This is a genomic window from Ancylomarina sp. YFZ004 (assembly GCF_054254355.1).
On record NZ_JBTCHQ010000014.1, the window covers coordinates 54,525 to 66,742 of the forward strand.

A 12,218-nucleotide genomic window follows, 5' to 3' on the forward strand; every position below is an offset into this window, starting at 1 on the left:
TCGTTCTAATGTACTTAAACCTTCACATACACTCCTTCTTCATTCTTACAAATCACTCTTGATTGACGTTTCCCTTTTAGTCCAAAGACTGGTCTTAAAAAATTAACTCTTCTTATGACCAAATCATAAAGTACAAAGCAAGCAGCAAAAGTAAAAAGAACAATCAATACAAACTTAACTGGCATAGGCAGATGAAGCGGTAAAATGAGCGATGATCCTAAGAATAAAAAGAACATGTGTAGTATGTATATTGGATAAGCTCCCTCACTTAAATACCTCAATAATTCACTGGGTTGATTTAGATATCGATAAGCATAGCCCATAACCGCGAAGATCCAAACATTCGATTCAACAGCCATTAAATAATTAGGCGATTTGAGTTCAAAAGCATACAAACGAACTGCATAAAGACTGAGAGCAATAAGTAAATACAAGCCTCTCCATTTGAGTAGGTTTTGCCAAAATGCAGATCCAGCTAAAACGAAACAAAAGCCGAATAGAAAAGCTAAGCCTCCTAAGAAAAAACCATGCCAGGTCATGGCATACATTTCAAAGGTTTCTGGTTTTACCAATAACACTTCAATTACAAAAGGAAGCAAGACAAGTAACAATCCGATAGGCTTCTCTATTAATTTCATGAAGCCTTTCATCAATCGTCCATCCACATGCTTTTTCAGATAAAAGAACAAAGGTGATAAAGCAAGAACATAGATAAAGATATTAGCAAGAAACCAAAGATGACTAGGATTTAGAGAATAGCTTAGATCTTGCTTGTAATAGTTTTGCCAAATCAGAAAATGTAAAGGGACAATCAGAAGTACTCCAAAGATGAAAGGAAGCAAAATTCGCTTGCTACGTTCTGTCAACAATTCTTTCCAATTCCTCTTTTTTATGGCAAAACAAACGCCCATTCCTGAAACAAAAAACAGCAAAGGAATTCTCCAAATATTCAATATCGACATGGGTATCCACAAAGATTCCCAAGAGTCAGAACTTTGTATAAAACCTATGAATATACCCCAAGGTTGAAACACAATGGCTATATGGTATATTAACAGCAAACCAATGGTAATAACTCTCAACCAATCTATATCGTATCTTCTTTGTAAATGTGCCATGATGTTTTTTTTGCGCTTAACTTTCTTCTTTTAACTTCTATTTAAATCAAGGCCATGCGACCATTATTAATAAGAGTCGCCTTGGCCTGACAGATTTTATTGCAACATCGTCGCAATTTTAGGACGAGTGGCTTCGATATACTTATAGTCAAGTTTGAATCCAAACGGTCCAAGTTGTTTACTTATGAAATCGTAGATTCCCTTTACGGCATCAAAAGGTGCTTGCACCGATTCCAATGCGGTTGATCCTGCCTTATTCTTAATCGTTTTATCCGCTCCTTTGTTTATCAAAGCTTCTACAATCTCACTTCTGCAGAAAAAAGCTGCTGAATGCAATGCTGTTGATCCTTCATTATTTGTACAATTTAAATCAGCACCTGCCTCAATTAAAGCAAGAGCAACCTCTGTCTTTCCAAATACAGTTGCAGATATCAATGGACTAGATCCACCAACAGCTTCCTTCACATTCAAATCTGATCCTGCTTTTATATGTTGACGAATCACCTCAACATTCCCCATAAAAGCAGCTGCATGAATATCCATTTTTGGTGCTTCCACTTTTGCTTCCTTATCTGCTTTTTTACTATTCCCTTTTACAGAATCAGCTGATTTGCTTTGACAAGATATAGACATTACTAGACTCATTAGGAATAGGTAGCTTATAAGTTTTTTACTCGTATTAATCATTTGTGTTTTCATCATGAATTGTTTTAAGATGTGACTTACTTTCTATATTGTAAAGGTCTATCAAAGCCTGACGCAGGACTAATCATACATGATGCGAATGATATCAAGTTTGATTTAGCCATTGAATTTATGACGCAGGAGTATCAATTATGACGCAAAGCTTGAATCATGAATGAAAAATCCCAAAAATATTCCTCTTTAATTTTGCCAATTCAAAGCATGTAAATTCATCATTATAAATTCGAGTTTAATGCCTACAGAATTGCATCCTTAGTCAATATTCGTATCTTTTGTAAAAATTTGATCTAACATACAAAGTCCATAAACGAATGCCAGATTCAAGCCCCATAGAAAATGATTTTTTGAAGAAAGTCACCGAAATTATTGAGGAGAATCTATCAAACGAAAAGTTTGGTGTATCGGAACTTGCCAGTGAAGTGGCTATGAGTCGTTCTAACCTACTCCGAAAAATAAAGAAACTCACCGATCTTTCCGTCAGTCAATTTATCCGACAAATTCGTTTGCAACAGGCCATGGAAATGCTGAGAAATGAATCTTCAAGCATTTCAGAAGTCTCCTACCAAGTAGGTTTTAGTAGTGTCTCTTATTTTATTAAATGTTTTCGTGATTTTTACGGCTACCCTCCCGGCGAAACTGGAAAACAAAGAGAACTGGAAAATAGTTCCCTGCAAGATGAACCAAGCCCTAATAATAAGAATAGAAATATCCTTGTGGTAGCTCTTTCCGTATTGTTACTTGTCTCGATTCTCTATGTCATATATAAACCAAGTCAGACCATAAAGCCTACTCTCGAGAAATCAATCGCTGTTTTACCCTTCAAGAACGATAGTAACGATTCAACCAATGTCTATATTATTAATGGCTTAATGGAATCAATTCTTACCAAACTTCAAAAAATTGAAGATGTAAGAGTCATTAGCCGAACCTCGGTTGAGAGGTACAGAAACAATACTAAAACAATTAAGGAAATTGCCAAGGAATTAAATGTAAGTTACTTTGTAGAAGGCAGCGGTCAAAAGATTGATGATCAAATTTCACTTCATATTCAATTGATAGATGCTTCAAGTGATAAACATTTGTGGGCTGAACAATATAACAGAGAAGCCAAAGATATCTTTAAACTGCAACAGGAAGTTGCAAAAAATATTGCAGGAAAAATTCAGGCTATTATTACTCCGGAAGAAGTAGAGAGGATAAATAAAGTGCCTACTAATAATCTTGTTGCCTATGATTACTTTTTAAAGGGCCTTGATTTATTCTTTAAAGGGAAAAAAGAGAATTTTGAGGAATCCATTGGCTATTTTGAAAAAGCAATTGAGCACGATCCAAAATTTGCACGTGCTTACGCTGATATTGCTATGGCCTACTATTATTTGGATCTTTTTCAGGCTGAAAAAAAACATGCTCTTGTCATAAATGAGAATGCAGATAAAGCTTTACTCCTTGATCCGAAATTGCCACAATCTTTGCTTGCAAAGGCTCTATATTATATGAACAAGGGCAAATACGAAATGGCAGTTCCTTATCTTGAAAAAGCCTTGCAATACAATCCTAATTCGGCTCTGGTCATTAATTTTCTATCCGATTATTATACCAATTATATGCCCAATACAGAAAAGTATCTGGAGTATGCTTTAAAAGGAATTCGTTTGGATATTGCAGCACAGGATTCGGTAACGGCCAGTTTTATATATTTGCATGTCAGCAATGCCTTCGTACAAACCGGTTTTGTGGATAAAGCTGAATTATACATTAACAATTCATTGGAATATAATCATAAGAATTTATTTTCAGAATATGTGAAAGCTTACATTCTGTATGCAAAAAATGGAGATATTCAGAAAACCCGAGACCTTTTAATTACAGCTCTCCAGAAAGACACAACCCGTTTGGATATTTTACAAGAGGTTGGGAAAATTCATTATTACATGCGCGATTACGATGGAGCCTACAAATACTACAAACATTTTATTGCTGCCAAGGAAAAATACAATTTGAGTATTTATCCTCATGAGGATATTAAAATCGGGTTGGTATTAGCAAAATTAGGTCTGGCTGAGGAATCCGAAAAACATTTTAACGATTATTTTAACTACGCCACTAAAGATAAATCTATTTACAAAAATTTAAGCTTAGCGATGTACTATTCTCAAAAAGGAGATGCAAAAAAAGCCATTAAACATCTGGAACTGTTTTCGATGGAAGACAATTATCAATATTGGATTCTACTATTTTTAAAGATCGATCCCTTAATAGATAATATGAAAGACGAACCAGAATTTAAGCTGATCCTGAATAAAATTGAATCAAAATTCTGGAAACGTCACAAGCAACTTAAGAAATCCCTTGATAAAAAGGGATTACTCGGTCAACACAATTAAATTCTTATTTTTTTGAAAAGGATTTTGCCAATTGAAAAGCAAACCAAGCCATAGGCAAATAAGCTCCAATCAGATCAACGAAGGCATACCATAAAGGTGTAGGCAGCAAAGCCACGTTAATTGTTCCCCCCAAAAGGAAGAAGCAGGCAATTCCCATAGCAAACTTAAGCTTGTGATTGACTGCTATTAAAGTGGCTAAAAAAGCACCCACGAAAGTTCCACAGGCATGAGCTAGAAATGGAAAAATAAAATGCTTGGCCTCGAACAAATGCATAGCCTCTTTCAGGCCTTCCATTGTTGAAGTATCTGCACCAGCTGGTGGTGGAATTACGGAACCACTAATCATTACAAGTCCCATGTTCACGGCACTCCCTACAATAAATCCAGCTATTACAGCAAGTATATTTCTAACAATCGTATTCATATGCTTCGTATTAATAAATTTGGAGTGTTTAATTCCCCATTAAGTTACATGTTCCACCTTTTTAATTGAGATAGGTTGTCAGTCACATATTAGAAATCAAGCATTTAAATAGCCTATTTCACTTATTAATATTCACTTATCTGCTTCACAACAAATCGTCTGCATGCCTCACCATCTATAAGTTCATAAGCGATTTGTCTAATGCCACGACTTGGATTGGCATTGGAATCGCCATCCTTATATATCGGGAAACGCTGTACCAATGAACGTTCAACAAGTGCAAACTCATCATGTCCCATATAGCCTTGCTTAATTTTAACATTTTCAACAACGGGTTCAAAATAAATTCGACTCATAAACTTTTTATTATTCACAGAATAAGCGATAACATCCCCATAGCTTCCACTCCCCTCTGAACAGGTATAAATTACAAGCTCCGGCGAACCGTCTGAATTTAAATCTTCAATTTCGGCATCAATCACTCGCCCATCAATCGCCACATTTTCAACTCTATTATCTATTTCCAATCCCAAGGGTGCAATGCTAAGCATATGGCAGGAATCATTTTTTACAGATGAAATTCTAAATCCGATGCCTTGCAATTCCAGAAATTTTGAAAACAAGGTTTTATCGATCTGGCTACTATCCAGCTCACCATCTATTTTGGTATACTCTCCTGCCAGGCTTGCTCCACCCGAGCAATAAAAAGATAGAACACCACTATCCTCAACATTTCTAGTATTCAGGCTTATGGTTTTGTTCTGAATAGCGAGCAGCACCTCTTTCCCGTCAACACGAGTTTGATAAATACTATCGTTTTGCTTGTGAAAAATAGCATCAAACGTACAGGTGGGCTTTTTTTTATCAGCTCGTGAACGAACCGATAAGCTAATCTTATTTTCTCCAGCTTGCCTTATCGAAACAGCAAGCCAATCGTAACCTTCATTTCTATTGGCATAAGCATCAGAAACGTAGTTCCCGTAAATATTTATGCTTAATGCCTTAACAGGCTGTTTTTCGAGCTTGTCTTTTCCAGTCTTTTGAACTGAATTTTTACATCCACTAAGAACGACTAATCCTATAGCAGTCGTCAGAAAAATTGTTTTTAATTTTATCATGATCCTGTCTGTGTTACTGTTGAAATCAAAAGATAAGCCGAGACTTATTTCCCTCAAATTTAGGCATTATTATGACTTGTTCTCAATGATAAATCCGTAATTAAGGCTTTTACAAGATTCAATTCTTTCCATTCAATATGCTCCAAACGTATGTGATGCTCTTTTTCTTTAGCCAGAAAACGGATATCAATACCATCCATTTTTAATTCTTCCATATCAGCTATAGCAACACATTTAAGGGTTTTCGATTTTGGTATCAAATACTTAAATTCCTTCTCATTACATTCGATAAAAAATCTAGTTTTCCTACGAACATCATAAGCCCATATACAATATATAATCCCCTGAATAATAAAAAGTACAGATCTCCAATCCCCGGGGAATTCAAATTCAAAACCACCGATGATAGCAATGACAAAATCGCCAATGCCAAATAGTAAGAAGAATATAGCTGCACCTAATAAAAAGCGAAAGCTAATTTTATTGAATTTGAATAATTGAATTCTTTCCATTCTATAGATTTTTAATATTTTAAACCAATGTTGTCCTAAATAATTTTATTAATTGGGCTGTCTGCCCAAACCCGACTTCATTTTTTGGCTTGATCCAAAAAACGAAGCAAAAAAAATCAAGGCTACTTTTTAAATACCTTTCTTATTTGCCTCATGCTTAAGTGCGGCCGGGTGATTTCCTCGGCAGGCTCGGAACTTCCCAGTCTTTCTAAAGCTTTCGTAAAACGAAAACTATTTAAAAGAAATGCCCTTTTTCGAGAAGATCAAAAAGAACCCCTCAATTCTATTATCGAGCTTAAATCTATTATTAACAATAAAATACACGATACAAACAAAAACGTTTAGGACGCGATTGATTTTAAACAGTTTATTTTAGTCTAAAAACCAGGATATATGCGTGCATCCAGAACAGACGAAACAGGTGGCTGTTTTATTAGCCCAATCCAAATCAAAGAAACTGGCTACCGCTGTGTTCAACTGCGCTTCTCGTCTCCAAAATAACTGACTACTACATATAGGGCAAACCAAGTCATGCCCTGCCACATTAATTGTTTCTGGTTCTTTCTTATCAAATAAACCCATAATTAAAATTCTATATTTGAATATTAAAAACTATAACTGTTCAATTAACGCCTTGATTTTTCTTTTACGATATCTTTCACTATTTCTTTTATTTCGCTAACCAATAAAACTAACAAGCGCCATTCCTAGAAATATAAAAGGGAATAAATATTTTTCGACTTCACTTGTAGTTGAACTTGTATCATTAATAAAATTAAAAAAATGGTCGAGTGTGAAAAATAGCCACACTAGAACTCCTAAAATTCCCGTTAATAGATAATGTTTGGAATTGTAATTCCCAGAACGAAAAAAGGAATTCGAACCCCGATCTTCTTCTATAAGTTTCTCAAGTTCCCATTTTTTCTGATATTTTTCAATATTTTCGAAATCGAAATTTCTATTCTTCAACTCCTCTTCTGCAAGCGAACTTGCATCTTCACCCAAGTTCTTTTTTCCTGAAAAAATCAGATATAATTCCTTATCTGATTTCTTCTGATATTTTTTTCTCAAATCGTATTCCATTACTTTATCTTATATCTATCTCTCTAATCAAAGAGAGTTAAGTCTCTATAATCTTTTTTGATTTTGGATGAATAAATGAATAATATACTATTCATATAAATAGCTTATTTATCATTTGCTTTTTCTAATTCAGAATGTTTAAATTGATATTTCCACCTGAAGTTGTTTGCCCTCATTATAAGCCTTTTTATCTAATGAAATTCCAAAAACCATTCCGATAAGCATTCCTAATGGTAAACCTAAACCTATATAGGCCATACTCCCTAAGCTGAATCCGAATACAACACCCATGGGAATACCAAAAGCAGGCATTCCAATAGACATCCACAAAGTCATATAATGGTTTTTCGTTACCAGCTTAAGTTCTTTTTCTAATAATTGAAGTATCTCAGATTGCTTCTTCCTCAGAAGTTTCAACAAATCTTTATTCGAACCAGTAAATATATTAAGCGCCTCAATAGCTTGATTTATGGTATTTATTAACTCTAAGTGTATTTCCTTGGTTCTCAATTCCTGAATTAGATTTTCAAAAATATCATAATAAGCAGGCAACTTTTTGTCTTGCTCAATATTTGCCCCCCGTATAAGTTCTTTAATTTCCATATTCATCAATAATTGATTCAATTCATAGTTTAAGGACAAGCTACCCTGCTTGGAATTTGCTCACCCCTCACACACACGGTCCTATAGGATAGTGGCATCGTTGGCAATAGTTTTTTTCTTATTTATGATAACAATAAGCGAGATTCCTGAAATTAATATTCCGACAACACTTATTAAAAATAACAGTCCAAATTTCATAACATCAAAGAAGGTGTTTGTGTTTGTCTTTATCTTGTATGCTAATTTATCAATTTGACTGCTAGTTACATTGGAAATAAGTGTTACAGATTGCTTATTATCAATCTCAAAATAACCTATGCTTTTATATACATTGTCATTTATCGTAAAGCGTATCGTTGTCTTTAGATTTTCGACAGAGTCATTCGTATCTTCACTTATTTCAATAAGCATTGGATTTGTTTCCTGTATTGAAATGATATAATCGATATCATTTTCAATATCAGATTTAGTAGATAATTCAAACAAATCATATATTCCCTCTTCAAGTACAATTTGCTGTTCTGAAGGCGTTGAAAATTCAACAAATCTTTCTTGAAACTCATTCTTCGACATTAAAAATTTTGTAACAGAAAATGCACCTAATAAAATTGAAAAAATAAGAATCGTAAGTAAAATAGTTTTTTTTGTCATGTTTTCTCTTTTAATTAATGTTCATTGTCAACGATCTTGCTAGGCTCTTAGGCTATCGGGATCACAATCGCCCATGCGATATTTAGCTTTTATTGAACACTTAGTTGTTAGCAACTTGTATACCTAGCTCTCTAATTCTTTATATTTTTTTGTCCCAAATAAGAAGAATAATCCAATTGGAAAAAAGAATAAACATAGAATTGCAATTAGAATAAATTGTCGCTTTGTTGGGTTCATATTGAATTGCATTTTACTCAAGTTTCGTCCAGCAATCCAACTCAACATTAATATTGCCACTGAAGTAGGCATATATGAAATCATTGCATCCAATGCGTTTGCAAACCCTTCGGTACTGCCTAAATAATAAGCAAATTGCGCGAAGATGAGTGATAATCCCCAGAGCATTGATAAGGCAAAAATCAGTTTTGAATTATTCTTTTGTTCTTTCATAATATTCTTTTGTATTTATCTTGTTGAACTTGTTGTTAACGATAGCTATCGGGATCAAGTGACTCACCACCGCCCATGAAATTGAACTTTTGTTAGGCAAAGTACTTTATTCCAATATCCAATTTAAATATTCATCAAGTACGGTTGAAAAGTCTTTTGCAAATTGATGACCAAGGTCTGCATTTATGGTTATTTTACCGTAGCCATCTAAACTATCCACCTTCTTTATTAAGTTTTTCTGGTCATTTAATGCCCAATCGTTTTCACCTGTTATGATAGCGATTTTTTTGTTTTCATTAATGAATGTATTGATTAAATTTTCGCTTATCATTGCTATCACTGGGCAGTTTAAAACTAATCCATTAACTGGTACAAATTGATTGAAGGCATAATCAACAGCTTGTCTGCCGCCTGCTGACATACCTAAATAAATAATTTTGTTTTTATTGACAGGGTATTTTTTTAATATCTGTTCATATATTTCTTTGAATTCCTTGTTTGTCCTTTCATCATTCAACTTCCATTGATATGCAGTTTTACTCATGTGTATGTATGACTGCAAGTAAACGGTTACAAACTTATCTTGCATTACCTTAGATGTCCACACTGATTTTGCTTGTTGAAGATTTCTGTTATTTCCGTGAAAAACAAATAATAAGGGATACTCTTTATCTTCTGAGTAATCTGCAGGCAGAATAACTTCATATTCCACATGAGCTAAATTATTCAAACTGTCTCCAATTTGCCTATCAATTTTTAAGAGTCTGTTAAATTCAGGATTATTTTCAAATTGTTTGAATTGCAAATCATTTATTCCAAAAAAATATCTTTTATTTAATCCATAATCCCAATTTTCCAATATCATGGAATCTTGTTTTGTTTTTGAGTATAAAAAGCTGAGTGTTAGAGTTGCATTTTCATCGTATTCGGGAAACATACTCCTTGCATATTCAAAAACAAGAATTGAAGAATCTGAATTATTTTCATAATAATATTTACTTCCTAATGAATCAAGTTTTTCAAAAGAATTGTATCCATTTAGTTGACTAAAAGCTGATATATTTAAAATGCACAGAATAAATGTTGCGAAAAATAATTTAGATTTCATTTTCGTTATTTTAGATTATTGAATTTAGCCACGTTCTCCTAGTATTTTGCCTAACGGGCTGCGCTAGGTGCGCGTAGGCAATTTTCAAAGAATTTCCCTTTCAGACCGCGCGAAAGCAAGCCGCATAAATTTGTTTATATTTTTTTGCAAACCAATTTAAAAGGCTTGCTGGTGTTTATTAATTGAATTTTACTTTCAAACTGCTAATCAGCGCCCATGAAATTTAGCTTTTGTTGTGCCGTCGTGCTTTATTTACTTTTCCTAAATTTCTTTCTATATTCCTTATCCATTTTTTCTGTGGAATATTGTATTATTAATCTGCCACACTGGTCTTTCCATTTCATTAAAAATTCCTCGATATCTGAAGGATATTTTTTCCAAAGTCCACGTAATAAAGTCCCAATACCTTTTTGAACATATTCAGAGTTATCAAGCATTAGAGGTTCTATCAATTCTATAGCTTCAATTGGCTTTAGATTCTTCGTTAATTTATCCAATTCAATAAGTGCAACAGGAATAGCTCTTCGTTTCCATTCAGATCTAGAATTAATCCATGCTTTTAAATCCTTATATTCTATAACCTTGTCATAGAGCAAACCTGATAAAACAATCATACAGAGAACATCTGTTGTTGCCCAATCATTAATTCCATAATCAAACCAGTTGCTCACTCGGTAAAATGTTTCCTTTGAAAAATCCGTTCTACTTGATTTTACGAAATTTATAGCAACATGCTTTTCGTCAAATCTCCCATTTTTCATTAACTCATCGCCTAAATCCAGGTAACTTTCAATGGTCATTTCTTCTTTCCATTGCTCAAACCAAATTTCAATTTGGCTTTTAAACAACTTATCATCTATTCCATAACCATCATATCCTTTCTTGAAATATTTCTGATATTTATTAATTATCTCTGGGTTGGAATTAACTTCACAAAAGCTCCTTATCTCCTTGAATTTATTTACTATCATGGCATTTTTATTTCGATGATTTAGTTGTTTGCTGAAACGTTTCCGTGCATGCGGCACAACGGACTTGCTAAGTTTCGTGGGCAATTTCAAAGAGTAATCTTATCAATGCGCTAAAGAAGCAAGCCGAGTGAAATTGTTTATATTTTGAACAAACCAATTTTAATTGGCTTGCTGGTGTTTATTAATTGCGATAAACTTTCAAACTGCTCATCACCGCCCATGTAATTTAGCTTTTGTTAGCTGCTGCATTTTATTTTTTTGATCGTTCATTTTTCACTTTAATCAATGTGTAACCAGCACCTGAAAGTCCAATTAAAATAGGAGCAATCGAACTTAAGTTCTTCACTTCAAACATTATTAATATTATTGGAATAACTATTAAAGTAATAAGTGAAATTAATCCTAGTATTAAACCTACATTTCCTTGATAAATATTCGATGCGACTTCTATCATGTAGGTTGTTGAGTCAATATTTTTTGAATTTTTAGTTTCTTCATTATACCATCGAATTTCATTATTTAGTCTGTCTCGAAAATTTTTATACTCTTTATTGTTGAAGAGTTCGAGCTTCCATATTCGATATTTATTATTGCTTACATCAACAAGTTTTAGCCAATACCAGTTCAGATCTTCTTGAAAGACGTACTCTTTTATTTGGGAATAATGCAATTTAAAATTTGACTTAATAGGCAATCCAATCATTGAACTTCGATAAACATGGATTTCTCTTTTATTGATGCGAATAGTTGTTTTGCTAAATGCTAGAATTCGAGAAACTAATACAGGAACAAGTAAAATATAAATTACAATCGCAATTCCTGATATTGGCCCATTGGATAGTTCATATGTTTCTTGAATTTTAAATGCTACGAAAGCGTTTAGAATCATTGTTGAAATGAAAACAGATATCACTAAGATCCAAGAAGCTTCCAAAAATCTATACTCTTTTATGTCCATATTTATATGTTGCAGCTAACAAGTGTGTAAGTCGCATAGCGACTTATATCACTTATCTGTCTGTTTTTATAAATTATTATTATTATTCCAATCCTTACATTCAATTTTCAACCTAAAAATTGCTTTTTGATTT

General features: G+C 33.4%; 13 protein-coding genes. 1 reads left to right on the plus strand and 12 read right to left on the minus strand.

The window, feature by feature from the left end; translation table 11 throughout:
- Positions 1-14 precede the first annotated feature (14 nt).
- Entirely contained in the window at positions 15-1,118 is a 1,104-nt protein-coding gene (locus ACXR6G_RS17825) for an acyltransferase family protein (protein WP_458362809.1), read from the minus strand.
- Between the two features lie 96 nt (positions 1,119-1,214).
- A complete protein-coding gene (locus ACXR6G_RS17830; protein ID WP_458362810.1) occupies positions 1,215-1,820 on the minus strand; it encodes an ankyrin repeat domain-containing protein in 606 nt (201 codons plus the stop codon).
- Between the two features lie 314 nt (positions 1,821-2,134).
- Here ACXR6G_RS17830 and ACXR6G_RS17835 point away from each other — a divergent pair, with 314 nt between their 5' ends.
- On the plus strand, positions 2,135-4,207 hold the full coding sequence (locus tag ACXR6G_RS17835) for a helix-turn-helix domain-containing protein (protein ID WP_458362811.1): 2,073 nt from the start codon (positions 2,135-2,137) through the stop codon (positions 4,205-4,207).
- 4 nt (positions 4,208-4,211) lie between these two features.
- Here ACXR6G_RS17835 and ACXR6G_RS17840 read toward each other — a convergent pair whose 3' ends face one another.
- The 10 genes from ACXR6G_RS17840 to ACXR6G_RS17885 form a co-directional block, all read right to left on the minus strand.
- Positions 4,212-4,631: a hypothetical protein gene (locus tag ACXR6G_RS17840; protein ID WP_458362812.1), complete on the minus strand. Its 420-nt coding sequence runs from the start codon at positions 4,629-4,631 to the stop codon at positions 4,212-4,214.
- A 125-nt stretch (positions 4,632-4,756) separates the two neighbouring features.
- Entirely contained in the window at positions 4,757-5,749 is a 993-nt protein-coding gene (locus tag ACXR6G_RS17845; RefSeq protein ID WP_458362813.1) for a PliI family lysozyme inhibitor of I-type lysozyme, read from the minus strand.
- Between the two features lie 59 nt (positions 5,750-5,808).
- A complete protein-coding gene (locus ACXR6G_RS17850; protein ID WP_458362814.1) occupies positions 5,809-6,261 on the minus strand; it encodes a hypothetical protein in 453 nt (150 codons plus the stop codon).
- Between the two features lie 678 nt (positions 6,262-6,939).
- A complete protein-coding gene (locus ACXR6G_RS17855; RefSeq protein ID WP_458362815.1) occupies positions 6,940-7,344 on the minus strand; it encodes a hypothetical protein in 405 nt (134 codons plus the stop codon).
- A gap of 138 nt (positions 7,345-7,482) precedes the next feature.
- Complete coding sequence (locus ACXR6G_RS17860; RefSeq protein ID WP_458362816.1) at positions 7,483-7,947, minus strand: hypothetical protein; 465 nt, start codon at positions 7,945-7,947, stop codon at positions 7,483-7,485.
- An 81-nt stretch (positions 7,948-8,028) separates the two neighbouring features.
- Positions 8,029-8,598 (minus strand): hypothetical protein, encoded by a 570-nt coding sequence (locus ACXR6G_RS17865; RefSeq protein ID WP_458362817.1) that lies wholly within the window; start codon positions 8,596-8,598, stop codon positions 8,029-8,031.
- A gap of 123 nt (positions 8,599-8,721) precedes the next feature.
- On the minus strand, positions 8,722-9,048 hold the full coding sequence (locus tag ACXR6G_RS17870; RefSeq protein ID WP_458362818.1) for a hypothetical protein: 327 nt from the start codon (positions 9,046-9,048) through the stop codon (positions 8,722-8,724).
- 106 nt (positions 9,049-9,154) lie between these two features.
- On the minus strand, positions 9,155-10,156 hold the full coding sequence (locus ACXR6G_RS17875) for a hypothetical protein (RefSeq protein ID WP_458362819.1): 1,002 nt from the start codon (positions 10,154-10,156) through the stop codon (positions 9,155-9,157).
- Between the two features lie 248 nt (positions 10,157-10,404).
- Entirely contained in the window at positions 10,405-11,127 is a 723-nt protein-coding gene (locus ACXR6G_RS17880; RefSeq protein WP_458362820.1) for a DNA alkylation repair protein, read from the minus strand.
- Positions 11,128-11,377: 250 nt separating this feature from the next.
- Positions 11,378-12,085: a hypothetical protein gene (locus ACXR6G_RS17885; protein WP_458362821.1), complete on the minus strand. Its 708-nt coding sequence runs from the start codon at positions 12,083-12,085 to the stop codon at positions 11,378-11,380.
- Positions 12,086-12,218: the final 133 nt, after the last annotated feature.

Excerpts from the sequence above, each read along its gene's own strand:
- ACXR6G_RS17830 (WP_458362810.1), bottom strand. The coding sequence starts at position 1,820 with ATGATGAAAACACAAATGATTAATACGAGTAAAAAACTTATAAGCTAC.
- ACXR6G_RS17870 (WP_458362818.1), bottom strand. The coding sequence starts at position 9,048 with ATGAAAGAACAAAAGAATAATTCAAAACTGATTTTTGCCTTATCAATG.
- ACXR6G_RS17880 (WP_458362820.1), bottom strand. The coding sequence starts at position 11,127 with ATGATAGTAAATAAATTCAAGGAGATAAGGAGCTTTTGTGAAGTTAAT.
- ACXR6G_RS17845 (WP_458362813.1), bottom strand. The coding sequence starts at position 5,749 with ATGATAAAATTAAAAACAATTTTTCTGACGACTGCTATAGGATTAGTC.
- ACXR6G_RS17860 (WP_458362816.1), bottom strand. The coding sequence starts at position 7,947 with ATGGAAATTAAAGAACTTATACGGGGGGCAAATATTGAGCAAGACAAA.
- ACXR6G_RS17825 (WP_458362809.1), bottom strand. The coding sequence starts at position 1,118 with ATGGCACATTTACAAAGAAGATACGATATAGATTGGTTGAGAGTTATT.
- ACXR6G_RS17875 (WP_458362819.1), bottom strand. The coding sequence starts at position 10,156 with ATGAAATCTAAATTATTTTTCGCAACATTTATTCTGTGCATTTTAAAT.
- ACXR6G_RS17835 (WP_458362811.1), top strand. The coding sequence starts at position 2,135 with ATGCCAGATTCAAGCCCCATAGAAAATGATTTTTTGAAGAAAGTCACC.
- ACXR6G_RS17885 (WP_458362821.1), bottom strand. The coding sequence starts at position 12,085 with ATGGACATAAAAGAGTATAGATTTTTGGAAGCTTCTTGGATCTTAGTG.
- ACXR6G_RS17840 (WP_458362812.1), bottom strand. The coding sequence starts at position 4,631 with ATGAATACGATTGTTAGAAATATACTTGCTGTAATAGCTGGATTTATT.
- ACXR6G_RS17850 (WP_458362814.1), bottom strand. The coding sequence starts at position 6,261 with ATGGAAAGAATTCAATTATTCAAATTCAATAAAATTAGCTTTCGCTTT.
- ACXR6G_RS17865 (WP_458362817.1), bottom strand. The coding sequence starts at position 8,598 with ATGACAAAAAAAACTATTTTACTTACGATTCTTATTTTTTCAATTTTA.
- ACXR6G_RS17855 (WP_458362815.1), bottom strand. The coding sequence starts at position 7,344 with ATGGAATACGATTTGAGAAAAAAATATCAGAAGAAATCAGATAAGGAA.